Annotated in this window: 20 protein-coding genes; 11 read left to right on the forward strand and 9 right to left on the reverse strand. The window is 49.4% G+C overall.

Going from position 1 to position 22946, the window contains the following annotated elements; translation table 11 throughout:
• Window positions 1–37: 37 nt before the first annotated feature.
• On the reverse strand, window positions 38–1153 hold the full coding sequence (locus MRBLPE1_RS10325) for a glycoside hydrolase family 88 protein (RefSeq protein WP_364144971.1): 1116 nt from the start codon (window positions 1151–1153) through the stop codon (window positions 38–40).
• 141 nt (window positions 1154–1294) lie between these two features.
• Here MRBLPE1_RS10325 and MRBLPE1_RS10330 point away from each other — a divergent pair, with 141 nt between their 5' ends.
• Window positions 1295–2158, forward strand: coding sequence for an AraC family transcriptional regulator (locus MRBLPE1_RS10330; protein WP_364144974.1), 864 nt, complete (start codon window positions 1295–1297; stop codon window positions 2156–2158).
• 38 nt (window positions 2159–2196) lie between these two features.
• Here MRBLPE1_RS10330 and MRBLPE1_RS10335 read toward each other — a convergent pair whose 3' ends face one another.
• On the reverse strand, window positions 2197–3039 hold the full coding sequence (locus MRBLPE1_RS10335) for an AraC family transcriptional regulator (protein ID WP_364144977.1): 843 nt from the start codon (window positions 3037–3039) through the stop codon (window positions 2197–2199).
• A gap of 140 nt (window positions 3040–3179) precedes the next feature.
• Between MRBLPE1_RS10335 and MRBLPE1_RS10340 the strand changes: the two genes are divergently transcribed.
• The gene (locus MRBLPE1_RS10340) at window positions 3180–3965 is read left to right on the forward strand and encodes a sugar phosphate isomerase/epimerase family protein (RefSeq protein ID WP_364144980.1); all 786 of its coding nucleotides are present in this window, start codon (window positions 3180–3182) and stop codon (window positions 3963–3965) included.
• Between the two features lie 122 nt (window positions 3966–4087).
• On the opposite strand, the gene MRBLPE1_RS10345 is transcribed toward MRBLPE1_RS10340, so the two are convergent.
• Window positions 4088–5116 (reverse strand): LacI family DNA-binding transcriptional regulator, encoded by a 1029-nt coding sequence (locus MRBLPE1_RS10345; protein WP_364144981.1) that lies wholly within the window; start codon window positions 5114–5116, stop codon window positions 4088–4090.
• Window positions 5117–5271: 155 nt separating this feature from the next.
• Between MRBLPE1_RS10345 and MRBLPE1_RS10350 the strand changes: the two genes are divergently transcribed.
• The 7 genes from MRBLPE1_RS10350 to MRBLPE1_RS10380 all read left to right on the forward strand — a co-directional run bounded on the left by MRBLPE1_RS10350 (window position 5272) and on the right by MRBLPE1_RS10380 (window position 16455).
• Window positions 5272–6627 (forward strand): FAD-dependent oxidoreductase, encoded by a 1356-nt coding sequence (locus MRBLPE1_RS10350; protein WP_364144984.1) that lies wholly within the window; start codon window positions 5272–5274, stop codon window positions 6625–6627.
• A gap of 188 nt (window positions 6628–6815) precedes the next feature.
• The gene (locus tag MRBLPE1_RS10355) at window positions 6816–8570 is read left to right on the forward strand and encodes a cache domain-containing sensor histidine kinase (RefSeq protein WP_364144987.1); all 1755 of its coding nucleotides are present in this window, start codon (window positions 6816–6818) and stop codon (window positions 8568–8570) included.
• Between the two features lie 11 nt (window positions 8571–8581).
• Window positions 8582–9319 (forward strand): response regulator transcription factor, encoded by a 738-nt coding sequence (locus MRBLPE1_RS10360; protein WP_364144989.1) that lies wholly within the window; start codon window positions 8582–8584, stop codon window positions 9317–9319.
• A gap of 283 nt (window positions 9320–9602) precedes the next feature.
• A complete protein-coding gene (locus MRBLPE1_RS10365; protein WP_364144991.1) occupies window positions 9603–13103 on the forward strand; it encodes a discoidin domain-containing protein in 3501 nt (1166 codons plus the stop codon).
• Window positions 13104–13283: 180 nt separating this feature from the next.
• On the forward strand, window positions 13284–14618 hold the full coding sequence (locus tag MRBLPE1_RS10370) for an ABC transporter substrate-binding protein (protein ID WP_364144994.1): 1335 nt from the start codon (window positions 13284–13286) through the stop codon (window positions 14616–14618).
• Between the two features lie 105 nt (window positions 14619–14723).
• Entirely contained in the window at window positions 14724–15632 is a 909-nt protein-coding gene (locus MRBLPE1_RS10375) for a carbohydrate ABC transporter permease (RefSeq protein WP_364144997.1), read from the forward strand.
• Window positions 15622–16455: a carbohydrate ABC transporter permease gene (locus MRBLPE1_RS10380; protein ID WP_364145000.1), complete on the forward strand. Its 834-nt coding sequence runs from the start codon at window positions 15622–15624 to the stop codon at window positions 16453–16455. The genes MRBLPE1_RS10375 and MRBLPE1_RS10380 overlap by 11 nt, the downstream gene beginning before the upstream one ends.
• 3 nt (window positions 16456–16458) lie before the next feature.
• Here MRBLPE1_RS10380 and MRBLPE1_RS10385 read toward each other — a convergent pair whose 3' ends face one another.
• The 3 genes from MRBLPE1_RS10385 to MRBLPE1_RS10395 all read right to left on the reverse strand — a co-directional run bounded on the left by MRBLPE1_RS10385 (window position 16459) and on the right by MRBLPE1_RS10395 (window position 17862).
• Window positions 16459–16662: a hypothetical protein gene (locus MRBLPE1_RS10385; RefSeq protein ID WP_364145003.1), complete on the reverse strand. Its 204-nt coding sequence runs from the start codon at window positions 16660–16662 to the stop codon at window positions 16459–16461.
• Between the two features lie 47 nt (window positions 16663–16709).
• A complete protein-coding gene (locus tag MRBLPE1_RS10390; protein WP_364145005.1) occupies window positions 16710–17549 on the reverse strand; it encodes a DUF4358 domain-containing protein in 840 nt (279 codons plus the stop codon).
• 88 nt (window positions 17550–17637) lie between these two features.
• On the reverse strand, window positions 17638–17862 hold the full coding sequence (locus MRBLPE1_RS10395; protein ID WP_364145008.1) for a hypothetical protein: 225 nt from the start codon (window positions 17860–17862) through the stop codon (window positions 17638–17640).
• A gap of 137 nt (window positions 17863–17999) precedes the next feature.
• Between MRBLPE1_RS10395 and MRBLPE1_RS10400 the strand changes: the two genes are divergently transcribed.
• Both MRBLPE1_RS10400 and bshB2 read left to right on the forward strand, forming a co-directional pair.
• On the forward strand, window positions 18000–18344 hold the full coding sequence (locus MRBLPE1_RS10400; protein ID WP_364145010.1) for a YojF family protein: 345 nt from the start codon (window positions 18000–18002) through the stop codon (window positions 18342–18344).
• A gap of 23 nt (window positions 18345–18367) precedes the next feature.
• Window positions 18368–19024 (forward strand): bacillithiol biosynthesis deacetylase BshB2, encoded by a 657-nt coding sequence (bshB2, locus tag MRBLPE1_RS10405; RefSeq protein WP_364145013.1) that lies wholly within the window; start codon window positions 18368–18370, stop codon window positions 19022–19024.
• 90 nt (window positions 19025–19114) lie between these two features.
• On the opposite strand, the gene katA is transcribed toward bshB2, so the two are convergent.
• From katA to MRBLPE1_RS10420, 3 genes are all read right to left on the reverse strand, one after another.
• On the reverse strand, window positions 19115–20572 hold the full coding sequence (gene katA, locus MRBLPE1_RS10410; protein ID WP_364145015.1) for a catalase KatA: 1458 nt from the start codon (window positions 20570–20572) through the stop codon (window positions 19115–19117).
• 119 nt (window positions 20573–20691) lie between these two features.
• On the reverse strand, window positions 20692–21495 hold the full coding sequence (locus MRBLPE1_RS10415; protein ID WP_364145017.1) for a WYL domain-containing protein: 804 nt from the start codon (window positions 21493–21495) through the stop codon (window positions 20692–20694).
• Window positions 21482–22795, reverse strand: coding sequence for a helix-turn-helix transcriptional regulator (locus MRBLPE1_RS10420; protein ID WP_364145019.1), 1314 nt, complete (start codon window positions 22793–22795; stop codon window positions 21482–21484). Before MRBLPE1_RS10420 ends, MRBLPE1_RS10415 begins: the two co-directional genes overlap by 14 nt.
• Window positions 22796–22946 lie beyond the last annotated feature (151 nt).

The raw sequence follows: 22946 nt of genomic DNA on the forward strand, positions 1-22946 counted from the left end.
TCAAAAAATGACTCTAAAATAAACGGCATGAGGCAGGCTAAAAGATTCGATGGCTCCAGCCGTTAAGCTTGGCGAATGCCTCTACGAAGTAATAGTCTCCGTAAATAAGCGATACGTTGATGTTGGCGTTTTCAGGCTTATGTCCGGTGCCTTGGAGAAGAATCGCTTCATGGTCCGGATTGTCCCAGGTCGCATAATTCACGCTTAGTGAATACAGGATTCTCTCGGCAGCCGCGTTATAGATCCGGCGTTCCGCGGATGGAACCAGCTCAGCAAGTTCGAGCAGACCGGATGCTGCGATGGCGGCAGCGGAAGTATCGCGCGGCTCGTTTTCTATGTTTTCTACGCGGAAATCCCAATACGGCACATAGTCTTCCGGCAGCGCGGCGACAAAGTAATGCGCTACCCGCTTCGCCGCGTCCAAATAACGCTCAAGCCCGGTGCATCGGTAAGCAATCGCGAGGCCATAAAGCGCCCAGGCATTGCCTCGGCTCCACGCCGAAGAGCCGGAAAAGCCTTGACCGCCCAGCGGTTCTATAAACGCGCCCGTCTCCGGATCAAAAGATAAAATATGACATACCGAGCCGTCCTCGCGAATGGCGCAACGGAGGAAGGTGTCCGCGTGACGTATCGCGATATGCTTGTAACGCGGGTCGCCGGTCGTGCGGCTTGCCCAGAACAATAGGGGGATATTCATCATGCAATCAACAATGGCCCAGCCGAGAGCCTCTTGCCCGTTCCACGCACGAATAAACTCGCCATTCACGTTGAAGCGGCCCGCGAGGAAGTTTGCCGCCTCCAAACCGATTCGCAGACCTTCCTGATCGCCCGTTAATTCGTATTTGATGACAGCAGTCGGCAGAAACTGAAAGCCGACATCGTGATGCAATTGAACGGGATGCTCGCAGAAGCAGCGCTCCAGCTTGGCGTCCCATTCCCAAGCAGCTGCCCGGAATGACTCTTTCCCTGTTGCATCATGCATAACCCAGAGCATGCCGGGCCAGAAGCCGGACGTCCACCAGTTATCGTCTGTGCTGTCATAGATGCCGTTGGCTCTTGCCACATGTGGCGTTTTATCTCCAATTTGGTTTATCATGCGCTCTACCTTTTCGGTTAATTGCACTAATATTTTTTCTTTGTATGCCTGATTCATTTTGTAGTAAGCCTCCTCGTTGACCCATGATTGTGGTTAAGCTGCTTGCTATCATTATAGTCTCTGACAAATGGACAAAGTTACGCTACAATGGTTAAAAATGTTGTTCTGTTGACTTGTTGAAATGAAGGGGTGCTGTCAGTGAAGGGGACGCTGTTTCAGGAAATGGACTACGGGGGACTGTCTTTTCTTTGGTCATACCGCAACTGGTCGCAGCAAGATTTCGAGGGGTATTACCATTGGCATAGGGGTTTCGAGGTGCTGGCTGTGCATCAGGGACACGGCTCGGTTACCGTCAATCAGAAGACGTACGAGCTTAAGCCAGGCATGCTGTTTTATTTCCAACCCTATCAACTGCATAATGTTTATGTGGAAGTGGATGAAAGCCGGCCGTATGAACGCAGCGTCTTTCATTTCGAACCTGAATTTATGAAGGGCTACTTAAGAACGTTTCCGGCTCTTTATGACGTCTATAAACGAATGCTTCAAGGGCTTATCGCTTTGCAGGGCATAGATATGATCGATTGCAATGAAGAGTTGAATGCCGCTTGCTCCGCATTCCAGAATAGCCTGCTCGCTTCCTCCGCCAGCAGCAAAGAAGAGCAGAGCGCGCTTTATTTGTTAAAGGTGTTGTCGTTAATTAAACGAAAGGTTATTCCGGGGCCCAAGCAGGAGGAATATAGGAAGCCGATTCGCCAATCGGAACGTGTTATGGCATGGATTGAAAATCATTACGGGGAGCCCTTTCAGCTGGAGTTGCTTGCGGACGGGCTCCATATGTCAAAATCTTATTTGTCCCGGCTGTTTCGGCAAGAGACGGGTAGCAGCATTACCGGTTATTTGACAGCCCGCAGAATGCAGCAGGCTTGCAGTCTGCTTCAAACGACGAACAAATCCGTAGAAGTGATCGGCGAGCAGGTAGGGTTTACGAGCACCTCTTATTTTATTAGCCTGTTCAAACGGATTATGGGCGTGTCTCCGCATCAATACCGCCTAAGGCTGTAGCGGGGAGCAGCGGTAATAGAATAGATGCTTCGTTCCAATTAAGGATTCTCTACCTTGCGAAGCTGGTTCCGGACGCGGTATTTGCTGGGACTGGTGTGAAAATGATTCCGGAAGGCGCGGCTGAAATAAGGATAGCTGCGAAACCCGGAGGCTTCGGCGATATCTTCCAGTTTCATGTCGCTGTATAGAATTCTCTCCGAGGCAATAGACAGCCTGATCTCAATGACATAACGCATTGGAGATTGCCCGAACGCTTGCTTGAACAAGTGGGAGGCTGTCGATACGCTGATGCCATAACGTTCGGCGATATGGGTCAGCGTTAGCGGATCGGTAGCATGCTTCTCCAAATACTGCTTCATTTTGTAAGGGATGTTGAGCTCCGGTCTGGAGGCCGCCGCCATCCGCTTCCTTACATGCCTCTCGATAGTTAAACATAAAACTTTGATCAAAGCGTCCATCATTTCCGCATTATCCCCATGAATATTCCGCTTCTCATAAATCAGTTTTCTCCACAATGCCAAGAAGTCTTCCGCCGTATCCAGATGAACCTTGCTTGGAAAATCATTTCTGCTGCACCACTGCTGAGCCCATACTCCGCTGCAGGATAAGTAGTAATCGGCGCTCTCAATTGGCTGAGAGACGTCAGCGTCTTTATTGGACTCAACCACTAACCGGTAATATTCCCCTGGCTTGCGGATGATCAGATCACCGGGCTGCACAACATGTGTCTCATCATTAATCTCGACACGGCATGTCCCTTTTACCTGGAAGCGCAGGAGCAAGCGATTGTCGGCTGTGCCCTTTTGCAAGGAGCCGGTGAATGGAGAAGTATGATGAGAATAACCGATCAACAGGCAATCGATCCACGATGCGTCCATCATTTGCTGCCACCTCCAAGTGAGTAAACTATTTCTACTATCATAAATGTTGCAAAATAAGTCAACAAGCAGAGAATCGGATATTCACTTCTAAATCAGTTGTCACTATACTGGGGATTAATGAAGTGAAGGGAGATGGTAGTTTGTTGAAGGATAAGATTGCGGTTCAATTGTATACGCTTCGCGAGGAATGCCTTGCAGATTTCCCGGGAGTTCTTCGTAAAATAAGTCAAATGGGCTATGGCGGCGTACAGTTTGCGGGCTTTCAAGGCTATGACCCGCAGGAACTCAAAGCGGTTTTGGACGAAGTTGGATTGAAAACCGCAGGCATGCATGTTGGTTTCCATGACATTGTTGCGAACACGGACAAAGTGGTCTCGGACGCCAGGCTGTTTGGCACACGGGATATTATTTGCCCGAGTATTCCCGCTGAGCTGCGAAATGAAGGTGGATACAAACAACTGAAGAAAGATTTGAACAGTATTGCGAAGCATCTGAAGGGTGAAGGCTTCCGAATCAGCTATCACAATCATGCTTTTGAATTTGAAACGGTGATAGAGGGGCAGGATGCGCTTTCGTTCTTGCTTGAGGCTGGTGCAGACAATGAAATCCTTGCAGAGCTGGATGTATATTGGCTTCAGAAGGGCGGTTTTGAGCTAGCATCATTCTTCAAGCCCTATGCGGACAGGATGCCGATTATCCATTTGAAGGATATGACCGCAGACGGTGAGCAGGCATTTGCGGAAATCGGTACAGGATCGATTGCATTCGAACCGATTATTCGCTGGGGAGAGGAGAACGGAGTCGAGTGGTACGTAGTAGAACAGGATGTTTGCAGAACAGCACCGATGGGCTGCGTGCAAACCAGCTTTACCAATCTATATCATTTAATGTCAAATTTGCAACCGAATTTGTTCGGTGAAGCCTGAGAACGCGACTGCGGAAAAGGCGGACCTCGTTGAGCTGCGAATCGAACAACCGGTATAGCTTTGCTGGCTTTTTTTGTAGTGAGAGGACAGCTCGTCCGAACATCAAACGATAACGGCGCTTCTCAGCTGAAGCGCCGGATGGTTTGCCCGTTATGGAAAGGGCCGGCAATACGGATATGCTCGCAAGGCTCGCCCTGGTTGGCGAGGCGCCACAGCATTTTGTCAGCCGCTTTATATCCGGTCTCCCTGATCAGAAGCTGGGGGCGGCTTAAATGCGGTAGCGCCGCCACCGGTCCGTTGGCCAAGCCGACTAGGGAGATGTCCTCCGGGATGCGATAGCCGAGGGAGGTAAGGCTGTCGTACAGCCTTACGATATCTTCATCGATGCCGGCAATGATTGCTGTTGGTTGGCTGCTGCGCAGCTTGTCGATCAGTATGCACTCGTCCCAAACGTCCGTTATTTGCAGTTCTGCGTCATGATCCAACTGAAGCTCACCCATCATTTCCTCAAACGCCTGCCATCTTCTTGTATACCCCCGCTGGCTGTGAATATCCCCTACGTACATAATACGGGTATGGCCAAGCTGCGCGAGCCGGTCCACGGCCATACAGACGGCTTCGAACACATCCCAGATTACGCTGTCGATTCGGGAAAGCGGTCTCGGATAATTAATCAGCACCTTGGGTAAAGGCAGCTCGAACAGCTTGCGCTCCGTGGAGTCCGAGAGCAGCCGGGGCGCGATGAACAGACCGTCCGCCGTCGGCAAATTACGCTGCTCCATCCAGTCCGTGAATGCGTGATCCGGCACATCCTCATCCAGCACATAGCTTTCCAGTCGATGCTCCAATTGATCGAGCCTCTCTCTTAACCCCTCTGTCAACAATACGTTGTAATTCATAGATTGCCGGGATTGTATCAATACAAATCGAAACTGGAAGGTAGGGTAGGGCGCGATGCCGCGGCTGACCATCTCACGTGCCTGCGATACAGTCAAATAGCCGCGTACGAAGGCAGTTCGAATAATGCGGCTCCGCGTTTCCTCGGACATGCCGGCTCGTCCGCTCAGCGCCTTGGATAGGGTCTGAATCGAAAGACCAAGTTCTTTGGAAAGATCGTGCAGAGTAATCGATTTACGAGTTCCCAAATTCAAAACCGCCTTCCTCTTTTCTCTGTTTGGTTAGGGGATGCGAACGTAAAGCTATCGTCCACGCTAACGCTTGACAGCTCTATTTTAAACTAAAGTTAAACTACTTTAGAAGTCCCCCGGCTCCTATAATGAAAGTACTTTCAGAGGAGGGGTTAAGCATGAGAAAAATAGAGACGGATATTGTGGTATGCGGCGGAGGGCCGGCGGGGATCAATGCGGCGCTGGCAGCTGGAAGAAGCGGGGCGCGAACGCTGCTGATTGAAAGATACGGTTTTCTTGGCGGCATGTCGACTGCAGCTCTGGTCTATCCATGGATGACCTTTCACACGATGGATGGCAAGCAGGTCATTGCCGGAACGGCGCAGGAAATTGTAGACCGCTTGATGGCCGAGGGAGCTTCGCCCGGTCACGTTCGCGATACGGTAGGCTTTGTAAAGACGATCACCCCTTATGATCCTGAAGTGTATAAGGTGTTAATTATCGATATGCTGCGCGAGGCGGGCGTGAAGGTGCTGCTGCACAGCTTCATGGACGAAGTGCAGACCAGGGAAGGACTCATTGAAACGGTACGATTGGCTACCAAGTCCGGGAAGTACGAAATTTCGGCGAAACAGTTCATCGATGCGACAGGGGACGCCGATCTGGCCTATCTCTCAGGCGCGCCGTGCTTGCAAGGACGCGACAGCGACAATTTAACGCAGCCGATGACGATGAAGTTCCGAATGAGAGGCGTTGACCTGGCGAGAGTTAAACGGTATATGATCGAGCATCCGGACGAATTTTACAAGAAGACGCCTTTCGATGAGCTGGAGGAACTGCCATTGTCCGGCGTATTGGGTTACTTCAAGCATTGGAAGGAGGCTGACCTGCCCATTAACAGAGACCAGGTCCTTTTCTTCACAGGTCCGGGACCGGACGAAGTGCTTGTCAATACGACTCGTGTTCAAGGGCTGGACGGAACTGAACTGGAGGATTTGACGGAAGGAGAGGTGCAGGGCAGGAAGCAGGTGCGCATGGTCGCGGATTTCATGACCCGCTGCTTGCCAGGCTTCGAGAACGCTTCCATCTCTTCGGTCGGAGCGCAAATCGGCATACGCGAGAGCCGCAGAATAGACGGCTGCTATTCACTCCAGGTACAGGATGTTGTAGATGGACGCGCGTTCGACGATTGCATTGCACGAAGCGGCTATCCCATCGACATTCACGATCCGTCCGGCAAGGGCGTACAGGCTGCATGGGTCCAGGGAGACGGGGCATACGATATTCCTTACCGCTGTTTGCTGCCGAAGCGGATTGACAATCTGCTCGTGGCAGGCCGCTGCATCTCGACGACGCATGAGGCGCTGGCAACGACGCGTCTGACACCTAGCTGCATGGCGACGGGACAGGCTGCGGGTACGGCGGCAGCAATGGCATGGGAGCAGGGTATATCACCGGGAAAAATCGACATTGGACAGCTGCAGGAGCGGTTAATTCATAACGGCGCGCTGCTGCGCAGTGGGCAGACTGTATAGCGCGCATCCGCCAGCGAGATAACGACCAAATTCAATTGAAGTAATAATTGGGACATGGTAGACTTTTTCATAAGGTCGCCTCGTATCGGAAGTTTGTTGGAAAACAAACATTCTACCGGATGAGCGGCCTTTTTTACCATGTGATAGTACATGTTTGCATTTAGAATCTGTCAGGAGGAATCGGTGAAATGAAGCGGTATATTTCGATACGAGCCAAATTTATTACCATGTTCGTTCTGCTTATCACCATTCCATTCCTGATAAGCGGAATCAGCACTTACAATAAATTTGCGGAGGAAACCGAAAAAAACTCCAGGGCGTACTCCATGCAAATTATGAATCAAGTGAAAATTAATTTGGAAAATACGATAAAAGACGCGGATAGAATAACGGTGGCTCCCTTGTATAACGAAGACGTGCTGCGGATTTTGGAGAAGCACAGTGATGAAGAACCAGGCGAGGAGAAGCTTATTCCGTCGGCGGAAATTACCAAAATGGCAAGAGTAGCGGCTTCGCTCACATTGGATCAGCCCGGAATTGAACGAATGATCTTTTTCACCCGCGACGGTATTATGTACAGCGTCCAAGAAAAACTGACGCAGCGTTATTGGAACGAGAAAGGGAATAGCTGGATGCAGGAGGTGCTGGATGCGGAAGGTAGGCTTGTCATTATCGAACCTCACGAGACGACTTATTACAAAAGATCGGAACGGGTTATTTCCGCTGCCAGAGCATTGAATCACCCTGCAACGGGCCAGAGCATTGGGGTCGTCAAAATTGATTTTAACATGAAAGAGCTCGAAGCGTTATTGTCAGAAGTATGGCTCAGCGACAACAGCCAGTTTTACTTGACAAAGGATAACGGCGAGCTGCTATTTCCGGATGAACCGGTTAATTTCCCGGATATTGGTCCCGGGGACGGAACGATAGATTGGAACAGCCAGACTTATCTGTACACAACCATGCACTCCAAATCAACGAAAGTGAATATTCACGGACTTATCCCGATGGCCGATTTGCAACGGGGCGGCAAGGAAATCGTCGGATTTACGATCCTCATTTCAGTCATATCGCTTATCATTGCCTATTTGCTTGCGATTTTCACGTCAGAGCGGCTGGTCAGGCCGATCCGTTATCTTCAGTCGCGCATGCGGCGGGTAAAGGACGGGGCTTTCAGCGAACGGGCAGATTTGAACTTGATGAATCGCGATGAAATCGGGCAATTGGCCCTGGGTTTCAATCTGATGGTGACGGAAGTGGAGCGACTGGTCAAAGAGGTATATGAAACGAAACTGCGAGAACGCGAAGCCGAGCTGTCGGCTCTGCAAAGCCAGATTAATCCGCATTTTCTGTACAACACGTTGGAATTGGTAAGTATGCAGGCGCTGAAGGAGAGAAATCTCGAAATCAGCGACATTGTTGCCAGTTTGGGGAAAATGCTGAGATACACGGTTGACAAGCAGGAACGACCGGTGCAATTGAAGGAGGAGCTGCGGTTCGTTAACGCTTATTTGCAAATTCAGTTATCCAGGCATGGCGAGAAGCTGAGTTCGGAAATGTATGTGGATCCGTCGTTCGAATCTTGTCTTGTACCAAAGCTGCTGCTTCAGCCGCTGGTTGAGAATGCATTGGAGCACGGAATGGGCAATAGCGGATTAACGATAACGATCAGGGCATCCGTGCTGGATCAGGATTTGCTCCTGACTGTACAGGATAATGGGGTGGGGATGCCGCCGCAACGTTTATTGGAGGTTCGAGAGCAGATGTTGTGCAAGCCGGAGCGGGACGGCAGCCGTCCAAAGTTTGGCGATACTCTGAAAGGGTATGCCATCAAAAATATTCACCAGCGCATTCAACTGCTTTATGGCGTGGAATACGGCTTAAGCGTGGAGAGCGATGAGGCTTCCGGAACACAATGGAGAATCCGGCTGCCATTACGATAGGGGGAATTGGAATGTACAATGTGATGCTGGTAGAAGACGAGAAGAAAATTCAAGAAGGGTTAAAGATAATGATCGAGGAAGTGATCGGCGGTTACAGGGTAACCGCGGAAGCGGAGCACGGTTTCGCTGCGCTGGAGCTTCTCAGAATGCAATCGGTGGATTTGCTGATTACGGATATCCGTATGCCCCAGATGAACGGAATCGAGTTATTGCGGCATGTCCGGGGGTTGTATCCCAACCTTCCTGTATTAATCATCAGCGGGCATGAAGATTTCACTTATGCCAAGGCGGCGATGCGTCACAATGCGTCGGATTACATCCTGAAGCCGGTGGACCGGATTGAGCTTTCCCATTTTCTATTGAATTTGAAAGCGCGGCTGGACCGCGAGCGGGCGGTAGAGACGCCTAACGCCGAAGCGGCCCATGAAGATCAGACGATTCGAAGAGTGAAGGAACTGGTCGTCTCTTGTCTGGATCAGGATGTTTCACTTCCATTCATTGCGGAGCAGGTGCATTTGAATCATCAATATTTATCCACATTGTTTAAAGTGAAAACCGGACAAAATTATTCTGATTATGTGACTGCATGCCGGATGAGTAAAGCTAGGGAGCTGCTGACCCATACGCATCTGAAAATATACGAGATCGCCAACCTTTGCGGCTATGCCAGCGCCAATCACTTTATGGCCGTGTTTCGGCAGCATTGCGGAGCGAAGCCTACCGAATATAGAAAAAGGCCGCTGAGTTAAGGCCGGCCAGATCATTGAGCACAAAACAAAACAGATGCTATGAATATCGTAGTTTTTCTCGAAAATACGCTGTTTTTCACTGACAGGCTGACTTGTATACTTATTGTTAAGCGCTCCCAATTGGTGCAGAGACTTCATGAATTGCGACAGAATGATTAATGATTACATTCGGATGTTCGGGAGGTGAATGTGAAAGCTTGGGTTAGGTTTAATTGAAAGCGATTACAAAAAACTGCAAATGAAGAGCAAATGAAATGACATGAAAGAAAGGATGTGGTGGATAATGACTAGTCTTACAAAAAGATCTACAGCGTTATTATTAATCCTGAGTATGCTGTTCACGGGTTTGATGGGCTCGAGCCGCGTGCAGGCCGAAGCCGATGCGGAGTCTGCCAACCGAATCGTATTCGAGGATGTCGAGAACGGCGCTCTGGACGATTACAGTGTTGCGCCGGAACCGCCATTCGTTGTTCACGCCATGGAGACGACGAGCACGACTGTCAAGCTGCAGTGGAATCCGTTGCCAAGCTCGGATGTGAGCCAATATGTGATCTATAACGGCGACAGCCCTGCGGTTTCCGTAAGTTCTTCCACTTATGATGCGAATGGCGGTCTATATAGCGCGCTTGTGTTCAATCTGGAGCCAAGCACCGAATATGCCTTTACCATAAAAGCGCATACGACGACTGAGCTTGCCACTGTGCCGAGCAATGAGGTGAACGTATCCACACCGGCACTTAGCGGAGAATCAGCAACCCCGCTGACGATCGCGGGTTATCGGGCCAGCGGCAGCGATTCCAATATTCCGGAATATGCCATTGACGGTGATATTCAGACAAGGTGGTCGGCGTATGATGACGGGCAATGGGTCGAACTGGATCTGGGGTCGGAACAGCTGGTTTCTTATCTGGGAGTCGCTTTCTACCGGGGAGACAATCGCAGCAAGACCATTGATATCGAGGTTTCGAACGACCAGAACAACTGGACCCGCGTATACAGCGGCGATAGCAGCGGCACGACGATCCAGGTTGAGGCCTTTGGTTTTGAAACCGTCACCGCCCGTTATGTACGGGTGGTCGGGCGCGGAGCAAGCGAATGGACAAGCATTACAGAAATTCAGGTTTACCCTCCCCATGTGGACGGGTTTATATTAAGTGATGTGGAGATTCCGCCAACGGGACCGGATCCGGATGCCCCAATTCCGACAAAAGCAGGTCTCTATTATGCGGATAGCACACCGCATGTGCCGCATGAGGCTCAGACAGTGACCGGCTCTACGTATAATGTCCTGGACTTTGGCGCCGATCCTGCCGACGACGGAATAGATGACGCTCAAGCTATCCGGGCTGCACTGGCTGCAGCGGCGCTTGGGGACGAAGTGTATCTTCCGAACGGACACTATCAATTAACGAGCACAGATATGGACGGAGTTACCCATTTCATTATGAAATCCGGCGTGCAGATGCGCGGCGAGAGCCAGGATGGCGTTCTGCTGGTCTCCGACCATGCTAATGAACAGGAAGAATATGCCACGGTTGAAGGCATCGTATTCCGTATGGCCGGACAAAACAATATTAAGATCAGCAACATGACGATTACGTCCAGCTGGGACTTGAATTATTCAACGAATACGTCGGTTGCGAATCCGGATCGGGGCGGACCTAAGCAGGTGATCATGATTACCGCCGCTTCCGGCAAACCGTCCTATAACATTACGCTGGACGGACTGACGATCGAGAAGTTTCAACGGATCGGCGTTGTCATTACGAACAGTCATGATGTTATTGTGGAAAATTCGCTTTTTCGCAACGCGACGAACTTAGCCGAGGGCGGAAACGGATATGGCGTTTCTATCGAAGGCAAGTCCAAGGAAAGCCGGCTCGGCAGAGAGGACGACTCTCGTTTCAATGTCGTTCGCAACAACGAGTTTATCGGTCCTTATCTGCGTCACGGAACGATGGCGCATTCTTACACGCATAACAATCTCATTGAAAACAACTACTACTTGAACTCGGCATTAGACGCTATCGATTTCCACGGAGAAGACGAGTATATGAATGAAGTAAGCTACAATCATATCGTTGGCGGCGGCGAAGCGGCTGTCGGCGTCGGCAATCCGGGCGCTACGCATGATGCCGCTGGACCAGGCAATTACATTCATAACAATTTAATCGAGAATGTTAAACGGTATGGGGTACAGGTGTATTTGGGATCTCCCGATACGATTATCGAGAATAATACCATTACCGGATTTACGAATGCGGGGAGCCAGGGAATACGTCTGAAAAATGCGCCCGGAACGATTGTGAAGGGCAATCAGATCGTGAACAATACCGCTTCCGACTTCTGGGGTATAATTGCCATGAAAGACGACGGTGATCCGACCAACGCCGGGAACGGCGCAGGCATACCCGAGAATATTGTCATTCAGGACAATCATGTTACGGGGAATACGAATGGCGTTATGATCTCACACGGCACGAATATTCGTCTCTTCGGCAATGAGATCAGTGGAAATACCGGGACGGATTATGAGAATCAAGTGGTGGTTTCCGAACTGATACCGGCAACCAGGGCGGCAAGCGTACAGCAAAATGCTCAGAATGCCCCGGTTGCGAATCCCTTACAGATTAAAGGCGGAAATGATAGCGAATCGGTGAGAAGCTATCAGCAATTCGATCTGAATTCTATTGAAGGCAAGCTGGCTACCGCATGGCTCTACGTGTATGGACAAGCGCTGGAGAGCCCTGCTGGAGAGACGGGAGCTGCAACTTCTCTCTATGCAGTGGATAGCAATGACTGGGACAGCGATACAATGCAATGGAATATGTACCAGTCTCCGCCAGAGCTTGGTCAGAAGCTCTCGACTGTGCAGCTGAATAATAAAGGCGAGTACGCCTGGTATGTGTTCGATGCGACTGTGCTCGTGCAAGAACGTCTGGATGGCGATCGGACGATATCGCTTGCTTATGCCCAGAATGCCAATCAAACCGGTTACTTGACGCATTTATACAATGGATCCGACCCTAGCTATAGGCCTTACCTGCGGGTTGAAACTTACCCTCCCGTCGAACTTGCGGCCGTAGCGGTAACAGCGGATCGTTCGCAGCTGGTGCCGGGCATGACTACCCAACTGCATGTGACCGGCACATACAATACAGGATCGGACGCTTCGTTGGAAAATGCGGACATATCTTTCATAAGTCTGACGCCGGATCTAGTGACTGTTGATCATACGGGCGTGGTTACCGCGCTTCAAGCTGGAGAAGCAACATTGCAGGCAACTGTCGTCTTGGATGGCGTTGCTCGCACTGGAACGTTCGTTCTTAATGTAACCAATAATCTGGCGATTGCTGCGCAGTTGTCGGTCGACTCCACGCTGGGTACAAATACAAAAGATAGAGTACTTGACGGAAGCTTGGAAACCCGGTGGATATCAAACGGCTCCCAAACGCCTTATCTGATGCTGGACTGGACAACGGAGCAAACGATCAACCAAGTGAAGCTGTGGAGCGGACATGTGCCGGTTATAGGCTCGGCCAACTGGCATGTCAGAGATTTTGATCTGCAGATCTTGGAAGACGGAGAATGGAAGACGATAGCCGAAGTCCGAGATAATGATCAGGACGCTTTTTTGGGTCAGTATACGACGTTGAATTTGGAAAACCCCGTCGTGACGACTGCCTTGCGCTTCCATTTTGTCCGTCCGTCATGGGGCAATGGCAATTCAAACGATATGATGGCCAGAATCAATGAGGTGTTTGTCGGCTTCGTCAACGATTAGGAACCCTCTCGGCCTAAGTCCTTGTCACGCGGGCTTAGGCCGAAATTCTGTTATACAGCTGGTTCTATTAAAGTACTCGAATTTACATAGTTTTTCTCGATTTCGTGTTATTTTTTCTGGAAGCGATCAAATCTATACTAGTAATAGAAAGCGATTACATACATTGAGAGGGGCATAAAAATGAAGAAATACGGGTTAGTCTTGCTGTCTATTGTATTGCTGCTCGGCTTGCTGAGCGCATGCGGAGGAAAAGGAAATAACAATAATGGCGCCGCAAAGGCAAACAAGGAAAATGCGAACAATACGCCGAGTGCGGAAGTGGCTGCTGAGTCAAAAGATCCTGTGGAGCTTGAGATGTCCGTTTGGGGCAGCGATGCCCAGGTGGCGTTGTATGACGAGCTTGCTGAGGAATACAAGAAGCTCCATCCGAATGTGACAGTCAAAACTTCCGTGATTCCGTGGGCGGACTACCAGCAGAAACTGGCGATCATGGCAGCGACCAAAACCTCGCCTGATATCGTATGGATCTCAGAGCGCATGATTCCGCAATTTATGAATGGGGGCCAGCTGCTGGATATTTCGTCCGTGAAAGAGGATGCGGCTTATGCGTTCGATGATATAATACCATCCACGCTCACTGCATTTGAAAAGGAAGGCAAACTCTATGGTATTCCATTTTCTACGCCGCCTCTGGTCGTTTTCTACAATAAAAAACTGTTTGAAGCGAATGGATTGAAGTCGCCAATGCAGCTTTATGAAGAGGGCAACTGGACTTACGATGAGATGGTCAAAGCGTCCGAAGCGATCTCCAAACCGCAAGAAGGGGTATACGGCGTGAAGTTCATACAAAGTTCCTCCAACTGGTCCGACAATCTGATTCCATTGATTTGGGCGATGGGCGGCGAAATCTTCAACGAAGACACAACGCAATTCGCTATGAACACGCCGGAGACGGCCAAAGCGATTAATCTCTTTAAAGGGCTGCTCGATAAGAAAGCGCATCCAAGCATCGGTGAGCAGTTAACTTTCGATACAGGTAAGGTTGGTATGGCGTTTGAGAACGTTACCCGTACAAGCGCTTACCGTGACAAAGTCGATTTCGAATGGGATATTGCTCCGCTTCCGAAAGGCGACCATGGCGTCACGGTGCCTATCGGTTTTGGAGGCTATTCGATCTTCAAAGACGCAGAGTATCCGGAAGAAGCATTGGAATATTTAAAATTTATTAGTAATAAGGAAAATGCAGCTAAAGTAGCCCAGTTTTTTGTGCCGCAGAGAGAGTCTGTCCTGTACTCCGATGAGTATCTTAACAAGTTCCCGTTCCCGACTGTTGAAACGATGAAAGTGGCTGCGTACGATCGGTTGGCCGAAGGTACAATCCGGCCTTCCCATCCGAACTGGGTCAAGATTGACGAGCAGGTGACATTAAACATGGATGCGATTTTGCTCGGTTCCACGACAACCGAGCAAGCGTTGAAAATTATGGAAGACAGCATTAATCCTCTATTGAAATAACCCTCCAGAACGATGGAGCATTGCGAGATCGCCATATGAACAATAGGGCGATCTCGTAAATTATAGGGAGGGTTGCGTCATATTGACAACAGGAGGTAGGCACGAATGGCCGGAGGTAAGTCTGCAGGTTTAGCATCTTTGAAATCAAAAGAAATGTGGATGGGATATTTATTTATACTGCCTATTTTGGCGGGATATATAATCTTTCTGTTTGGCCCGATCGTTTACGCTTTCGTGATGAGTTTTACGAATTGGTCGTTATTTGGAAATACAGCGTATATTGGTTTGGATAACTATATTTACGCCATGCGCGATGATCCCGTCTTCTGGGATACGGTCGTGAATACCGTATATTTCTCTGCGGGCTTGGTCCCGCTGAACATTGTTTTATCGCTTTTGCTGGCCATGCTGTTGAAACGGAAAATATGGGGCATCGGCTTGTTTCGGACCGCGATCTTTACGCCGGTAGTCGTTTCCCTCGTGGTTTGGGGGATCGTATGGAAATTTATTTTCTCTACGGACGGCGGATTAGTCAATCTGCTGATCCGAACGTTTGGCGGAACGGAGATTTCCTGGCTTTTCTCGGAAACTTGGACGATGCCTACCGTTATAGTGGTCAGTGCGCTTAAAGGCGTGGGCATGAACATGGTCATCTTTCTGGCCGCTCTGCACGATGTGCCGAAGGATTATTACGAAGCTTCCAAAATTGACGGCGCTTCGCGCTGGGAAACCTTTAAATCCATTACATTGCCAATGATTACGCCAGCCGTATTCATGATAACGATAATAACCGTTATCGGTTCTCTAAAAGTGTTCGGACAAATCTATGTGATGACAGGCGGAGGGCCGGGAACAAGCACGTACGTGATGGTCTTCTACATTTTCAAACAAGCGTTCCGCTCCTACGAATTCGGTTATGCATCGGCACTGGCATTTATTTTGTTCAGCATTATCCTGGTTCTGACTTTGATACAGTGGAAACTGAGAAAGAGATGGGTACATTATGAACAATAAAAAGATAACATCCAACCTTGCATCCTATCTGGTTCTAACAATCGTTTCCTTCATCGTGTTGTTCCCTTTTTTTTGGATGGTCAGCACATCCTTGAAGACGGATTCCGAGGTGTTTCTATTTCCGCCCCAGTGGATACCCGAAGCTTGGGAATGGATCAATTATATTCGCGTGTTTACGGAAATGCCGTTTCATCTCTACTTTTTTAATAGTATATATATCGCGGTGCTCGTCACGGCAGGCACTTGTTTCTTGTCCGCATTGGCAGGCTATGCGTTTGCCAGATTGCACTTTCCGTTCAAAAACGCGATCTTTCTGTTCCTGCTCAGCGGGATGATGATTCCTACGGAAGTTACGGCCATTCCTTTATTCAGCTGGATATCAAAGCTTGGATTCATCGATACGCATATTCCTCTGATTCTTCCGCCAATGCTTGGAGCGGGAGGGATGTTCGGCGTATTTCTCGTACGTCAGTTTCTAATTACAGTTCCTATTGAACTGGATGAAGCAGCCAAAGTAGACGGGTGTTCGCCATGGCGCACGTTCAGGTCGATTATGCTCCCGATCGCCACACCCGCATTGGCAACCGTAAGCATCTTTACATTCATGAATAGCTGGAACGAGTTTTTTGAACCGCTTATTTATTTAAATACGAAGGAATTGTTCACGCTGCCGATCGGTTTATCGCTGCTGACTACGGATGCCGGCGTGGACTGGCCGCTGCTGCTTGCCGCTTCGACCATAGCAACTGTACCGATTCTGGTCGTTTTCTTTCTAGCTCAAAATAAGTTTATTGAAGGCATTGCCAATACGGGCTTGAAATAATTTTCACATGCGAACGTCAGCCCAATAATGGACTGACGTTTGTATTTGCAGCTTCGGACTCATTATTGGTTTATTTACATTATCATATCCGCGTAACGATGGACCTGCTCGGCTAAATCCTCTCTCGAAAATAACGTCTTGCTTGGCATTCGCGTCGACTCCTTCATCCCTAACACGTTCCATGCGGTCAAAATGTTTCAACGGCATTAATAAAAAAATCCTGACCGGCGAAGGTCAGGATTTTATCGCGCTGCTTATTTAAAGAAACTGTTAAAAATCTCAACGACCTTGTCTTGATCATGCGAGATGGACAGCATGACGTAATTGCCGTGACGGATAATTTTATAATTTTTTGCATCCTCGTATTGATCCTGTAAATACGTTTCGAATGTTTTCTGAATTTGTGCGGCGCGGGCCTCCAAAGCTTCAGCCACCTCATCGTAGTTTTTCTCCGATTTCAGCTTTACGATCACAAGCTCGGTAGCCTTCGTATTCATCATCGCTTGCAGGAAGATGCTTTCTGACAGCAAAGCGCCTGCCTCAATTCCGTATATATCCTTAACGAGCTCGCCGTCCGCAGTGATCATGGGCGGCATCTCCATCTCGGCTAAGATTTTATCGGAGATATCGGATACTTTCACATCCTCAGTCGGCTTTACGGTAGGCTTAGGCGTTGGGTTTGGCTTTTGCGTTGGTTTTTGGGTCGGCTTTTGCGTCGGCTTCGCTGTTGCAGCCGGCTTCTGCGTGGGCTTTTCTTTTGGCGCCGTTGTTTGGGCAGGCTTTCCGCCGGATGGTTTGCCGGTAGGCTTAGCCGTAGCCGCGGGCTTTACTGCTGCTTCTTCCGTAGCAGCCGGTTCACTCGTTGCAGTGTCTGTCGCAGGCTCCTCGGTAACGGCAGGTTCTTCGGTAGCAGCCGGCTCGTCCGTTGCGGGATTATCGGTAGGCTGCTCCGTAACCTCGGCTTCATTCGATGCATTTCCGGCCGATGAGTGGTTAGCCGGTTCGTTTCCGGTATTATTGCAGCCTGCAGCCAGCATGGATACAGTGAGCGCAAGCACGGCTATTTTGGATAGTGATTTTTTCGTAGGTAACATCTAATTTCTCTCCTTATAAATAAAGTCGAACACTAGACGGCAGTGTTCGACAAAAGGTTGCAAGGCTACCTATTATTTAAAAAGGAGCTTATCGCTCGTTTTCAACGCTTTCCTCTTCCTCTTCGGCGTCCTCAGGCGACTCCACGAGGCGGAAGTCATCCGTCTTCTCGCCATCCTCCCAGATCTCGACAAACAGGGCATCGCAATGGTCGAAGTCGGCTGATTTTAACGACAGCGCTTTTTCCTCGTCTGAGCCTACATACACATTTTCCAAGCCGTCTTCATTAAACGATTGAATCACATAAATTTTCATGGGGCTAATCCTCCAACATATTCATATTGTAGCAGTATACCACAAAAACCTACGTTATTTCTTTCGGGTTAAGTGTGTTAGAATGATTGCATTCTTATAAATATTGCGTGCCTTAAGGAGATAGAGGAGGGATACCGATGCAGCTTATTCATGCTGAGAATGTGCAGCATAGGATTGATAGTTTGAAGGAGCAGGAGCTATACGTTCATCTTGAAATGACAACGGGGGCTTATGCTGCCCATCTCGACAGCACGAAACATCCGGCAGCAAACTTCATCACCAATGCGATGATTCGTTATTCCCACGGATCGATTGCAGGTAATGGACCTTACAGGGTGGGGCTGAAGATGAAGCATGGCTGGATATATACTGAGGGCTTGACGCACTGGGAAGAGAACGAGACGGATAGGCTGCTGCTTGCCGGACACGATTCACAAGGAAAGTTGATCGTTTCGTTGCAATTAAGCAGGGAACCCTTCTAATGAGAGAGGAGACAGGAGAAGCTATGGCTCAAAATGTTTTGGTTATATTTCCGCATCCCGACGATGAGGCCTTCACGGTATCTGGTACGCTGGCTAAGCATATAGAAAGCGGCTCCTATGTCACCTATGCCTGTTTAACGCTTGGAGAGATGGGCCGAAATATGGGGATTCCGCCGTTTGCTAATCGAGTAACCCTTCCGCATATACGAAAATTGGAGCTGGAGAGATCTTGTGAGGCTATTGGAATACAGGATCTGAGAATGCTCGGCTTTCACGATAAAATGATTGAGTTTGAAGACCAGGTACAATTGGATGGCCAAATTGACGCGCTCCTTAAAGAGCTTCGTCCGTCACATGTCTATACCTTTTACCCGGGCTTCAGCGTTCACCCGGATCATGATGCATGCGGAGCGGCTGTCATCCGTGTCATCGGCAAGCTGCCACCGGAGGAGAGACCGGCAGTTTACTGCGTGGCTTTTTCCAAAAACCATCAACAAGTTTTAGGCAAGCCTCATCTAATAAATGACGTTAAGGATTACTTGCGGCAAAAAATGGCCTCTATCGAAGCGCACCGTTCCCAGTTCCAGGCGGCGGAACTGGTCGGCAATAAAAAGCTGGAGGACAAGGAAATAAAGGAGCGGTTCGGAACGGAGCGCTTCTGGATTTATCCGTTTAATTAATGCTAGAAACGAGAAGGGGACGGCTATTGCAGCCGTCCCCTTCTCGTTTTTACTATATAAGGCTGGAGCTAAGATGCGAATAATAGAAGTCTATGATTGCTGCGACACGGATAAGCCAAGGCCTTCAGCGACACGCTGTCCGTATTCGGGATCCGCTTTGTAGAAGTGGCCGATTTGGCGAAGCTTAATTTCATCCTTCTCTACGGGCTTCATGGCACCGACGATCGTGTCGACGAGTCGTGCTCGCTCCTCTTCACTCAGCAGACGGTATAAATCGCCGGCTTGCGTATAATGGTCGTTATGGTCAAAAGAAACGCTGTCTGCCTGGCCGGAAACCTCGAACGGGGCAGGCTTGTTCTCCGGCGATTCCGTCGGTCCGCCATAGCTGTTCGGCTCGTAGTAAATGGAAGCACCGCCATTGCCGTCGGCACGCATTTGCCCATCGCGCTGATGGTTGTTCACTTCAGAATGGGGACGGTTGATCGGCAGCTGGTTATGGTTCGCGCCAACCCGGTAGCGATGAGCATCGGAGTAAGCAAAGAGACGGCCTTGCAGCATTTTGTCAGGAGAAGCCTCGATGCCCGGAACAAACGAACCTGGGGAGAACGTCGCCTGTTCAACCTCGGCAAAATAGTTTTCCGGGTTGCGGTCCAGCACCATGCGTCCAACCTCGATCAACGGGTAGTCCTTTTGCGACCATACCTTCGTCACGTCAAACGGATCGAAACGATATGTATTTGCATCCTCAATCGGCATGATTTGTACATAAAGCTTCCAAGCCGGGAAATCGCCATTTTTAATCGCATTAAATAAATCCTCGGTATGGTAATCAGGGTTATCGCCGGCAAGCTGCGCCGCAACCTCGGGAGCTAAGTTTTTTACGCCTTGCTCGGTTTTGAAGTGGTATTTAACCCATACGGCTTGCCCTTCATGGTTTACCCATTTGAAGGTATGGCTGCCGAAGCCATGCATATGTCTAAGCGTAGCCGGAATACCGCGATCTGACATTAGAATCGTTACCTGGTGCAAGGATTCAGGGGATAAGGACCAGAAATCCCAAACCGCATTTGGATTTTTGAGATGGGTTTGCGGATGGCGTTTTTGCGTATGAATGAAATCAGGGAATTTAATAGCGTCACGAATGAAAAACACAGGCGTGTTATTGCCGACCAAATCATAATTTCCTTCTTCGGTATAGAACTTCACGGCGAATCCGCGGGGATCGCGAACCGTGTCGGCAGAGCCCAGCTCACCGGCTACGGTAGAGAAACGGATGAACATTGGTGTGCGTTTGCCTACCTCGGATAAGAAGCTGGCTTTGGTAAAAGGGGTGACATCATGCGTAACTTGGAAGTAACCGTGTGCGCCTGCGCCCTTCGCATGAACAACGCGTTCTGGAACACGTTCTCTATTGAAATGCGCTAGTTTCTCCAATAGGTGAACATCCTGAATTAACGTGGGACCGCGTGAGCCGGCTGTCATCGAGTTTTGGTTATCTCCAACTGGAGCGCCAGAGCTAGTCGTTAGCTTGTTCTTCTCTGTACTCATAATAGCTTCACCTCATTGATTTTGTATGATTGCACCTCAACTAATATGTTACCGCTTTCCAGAGGGAAATCAATATTATTTTGGAATCATTATAAATAAAATTTTTCGTCAAAATGTGATTAATTGTGCGAATCCGCATAGCGTTCAAGTGATTTTGCCGCGGATTCCAGCATACGCCGTCTTAGCTGGCCGCCCTCCAAGATCCGGACCCGTTTTCCGAGGAAGCGTGTTTTTTGAAGCACGAATTCGCTCTCGTTGCTGTTGAAGTATAAACGAATCGTGTATTCGTTTGTTTCCGGTGCGTAGCTTACTTCCTTCTCAAAGCAAGAAAAAGCGTATAAAATACGCGAAAGCTCCCCGTTGTATCCTGGCACGACGAGTATATCCGCACTCATGCTGCGTTTGGAGGTTAAAGCATGGACGATGGCGGTTAACTGCTCGTAATCTTCCGTTTGGCATGCTTGCTCGCTTATTTCCGCGATCTTCTCCAGTCTTGTACTCATCAGCATCCGATTATTTATATGATACCAGAGCAAATACCATTCCCGTTTAACCATCGAATATTCAAGCTTATAGGGAAAGCCTTCTTGCAGCGCGGTTGTTCGTCCGTTTTTTATGCTGTAGCTAAATCGCAGGATCGCCTTGTTCGTGATGGCCTGCCTGAGCAGCCGGACCTTCGGATGATAGACATGGCGTACCCTGCTTGCGGCTTTGTGAAGCAATCCGCCAGTTTCCAAGCCTTGCTCTTGCTCTAATACAACCTGCAGCTTGCGAAAGGTTTCCGGCTCAAAAGCATGAGCGGCAGCCGGATGCCCGAGCATCATTTTCAGCCAGCCCCGCTCATGCGCCGTTATAATGAAGGTTCCCGAGTCCTCAAGTTTAGATAGGATTTGGTAATTGAATATTTTCTCAAAGGGATTCATAGTAGCTTTTAATCTCCTTCCATTCCGCAATCATCTCTTCTCGGAGCTTCAAGGGAGCCAGCACCTCGCAGCTGGAGCCGAAGCTCCGAATCCACGGCTTGATCTCAACCATGCCGTTCACTACTATCTCGTAGATAAAAGAGTCCCCGGTCTCTTCCGTAATGCTCCCCCATTGTCCCTGAAGGAGAACACGCTCCTTGACGAAGTTCGATATGCCGGGCCCAGGATGGAAGAAACGGGCTTTTACCGTAACGGGCTTGCCCGTATCGATGAGCCAGCTCTGCCGGATCCGCTGTTCAAGATCGGATGTATGGGCTTCATAGTCCGCTTCGGGAGCGGCATCCCCTTCGGAGATTTGGGTCAAACCTTCCAAACGGTATTTCTTAATGCCATGGCGGGGATGGCGGCCTAGCAAATACCAACGGCCGTATTGATGGTCATAGACGACCTTTAGCGGGAGAATCATCTCCTGGCTGCCTTCGGTATCCCTCTCAAATAAGGGGTTAGTGTTTTTGGAGGCGTAGCTCGTTTCTTTTTTCGGCGAAAAATATAGGAAACTGACGAAGCGACGGCTGCGAATCGCGTCTAGCAGCGTAAAGAGATGGGCCTCATCCAATATACGGGAATAATAGTGGTACTTATATAAGAAGGGCTCGGCGCGGCCGTAATCGTCCGGATTGCGGGCCATATGCTTTTTCAACCCGTCACGAAGCAAATATCCCTGCACCGAAGGCAGCTGGGTATTGGCCATAATGTCTACAAAATCATATAAATCCTGCAGCTCCTCAGGGGATAGCACCGTGATCAAATCATTGTACGTCCGGTACCGGAACGGGCGCGTTCCCGGCTCTTTTTGGATAACTCCGACCTGCTCCAAATATTTAAGATCGCCCCGTATGGTCTTCTCGTCGGGAAGCGCAAGCTCCGCCGGCATGCTGCCGCAGCAGAGATCAAGCAGCTCCATTGCGGTCAAAGCTTTCTCGTGCATAGCCGCAAGCAGCAGAGATAGACGCTGGCTTTCCGATTCTTTAAGCGATTTGGCCCGAAACAAAAACAGCAGCATGGGATCCGATGAATCTAGATAGCTGTAGCGGACCGTCTCCGCAAACTCTTTACCTTTGTCCGCGGGAAGCTGCTGGTAAACCGCGTTAGCGATTTCTTTCAAACGTTTGATGGTTTTATCGAAGGTATGAATGGAGATGCCGAGTCTGTCTGCGTACTGCTGACGATTATATGCCCCGCTGGTAAGAACAAGCATGCGCAAAAACTGGATCTCCTTATCAAAGCTTTCTCTCGCCATGTAGGGGTTCCTCCGTCCAAATCGATATTCTTTATCTATCTTAACAGGAAGATTGCCGATTTGAACAAAAAGGAAAATTTTCCTTTGTCGTCATACTTTCGCCATGTTCACGCCCTCCAAAAACATGCAAAATAAGGCTATAAGAAGACGG

This window comes from Paenibacillus sp. LPE1-1-1.1 (genome assembly GCF_040676435.1).
In the GTDB taxonomy this organism is placed as follows: Bacteria; Bacillota; Bacilli; order Paenibacillales; family Paenibacillaceae; genus Pristimantibacillus.

Bases quoted from the DNA above. Each gene is read 5' to 3' on its own strand.
- MRBLPE1_RS10395 (WP_364145008.1), bottom strand. From the start codon at position 17,862: ATGAAAATTTATGTGATTCAATCGTTTAATGAAGACGGCTTGGAAAAT.
- MRBLPE1_RS10335 (WP_364144977.1), bottom strand. From the start codon at position 3,039: ATGATGGACGCATCGTGGATCGATTGCCTGTTGATCGGTTATTCTCAT.
- MRBLPE1_RS10350 (WP_364144984.1), top strand. From the start codon at position 5,272: ATGAGAAAAATAGAGACGGATATTGTGGTATGCGGCGGAGGGCCGGCG.
- MRBLPE1_RS10415 (WP_364145017.1), bottom strand. From the start codon at position 21,495: ATGAATCCCTTTGAGAAAATATTCAATTACCAAATCCTATCTAAACTT.
- MRBLPE1_RS10390 (WP_364145005.1), bottom strand. From the start codon at position 17,549: ATGTTACCTACGAAAAAATCACTATCCAAAATAGCCGTGCTTGCGCTC.
- MRBLPE1_RS10325 (WP_364144971.1), bottom strand. From the start codon at position 1,153: ATGAATCAGGCATACAAAGAAAAAATATTAGTGCAATTAACCGAAAAG.
- MRBLPE1_RS10375 (WP_364144997.1), top strand. From the start codon at position 14,724: ATGGCCGGAGGTAAGTCTGCAGGTTTAGCATCTTTGAAATCAAAAGAA.
- MRBLPE1_RS10420 (WP_364145019.1), bottom strand. From the start codon at position 22,795: ATGGCGAGAGAAAGCTTTGATAAGGAGATCCAGTTTTTGCGCATGCTT.
- MRBLPE1_RS10365 (WP_364144991.1), top strand. From the start codon at position 9,603: ATGACTAGTCTTACAAAAAGATCTACAGCGTTATTATTAATCCTGAGT.
- MRBLPE1_RS10385 (WP_364145003.1), bottom strand. From the start codon at position 16,662: ATGCCGTTGAAACATTTTGACCGCATGGAACGTGTTAGGGATGAAGGA.
- bshB2 (WP_364145013.1), top strand. From the start codon at position 18,368: ATGGCTCAAAATGTTTTGGTTATATTTCCGCATCCCGACGATGAGGCC.
- MRBLPE1_RS10400 (WP_364145010.1), top strand. From the start codon at position 18,000: ATGCAGCTTATTCATGCTGAGAATGTGCAGCATAGGATTGATAGTTTG.
- MRBLPE1_RS10360 (WP_364144989.1), top strand. From the start codon at position 8,582: ATGTACAATGTGATGCTGGTAGAAGACGAGAAGAAAATTCAAGAAGGG.
- katA (WP_364145015.1), bottom strand. From the start codon at position 20,572: ATGAGTACAGAGAAGAACAAGCTAACGACTAGCTCTGGCGCTCCAGTT.
- MRBLPE1_RS10370 (WP_364144994.1), top strand. From the start codon at position 13,284: ATGAAGAAATACGGGTTAGTCTTGCTGTCTATTGTATTGCTGCTCGGC.
- MRBLPE1_RS10380 (WP_364145000.1), top strand. From the start codon at position 15,622: ATGAACAATAAAAAGATAACATCCAACCTTGCATCCTATCTGGTTCTA.
- MRBLPE1_RS10355 (WP_364144987.1), top strand. From the start codon at position 6,816: ATGAAGCGGTATATTTCGATACGAGCCAAATTTATTACCATGTTCGTT.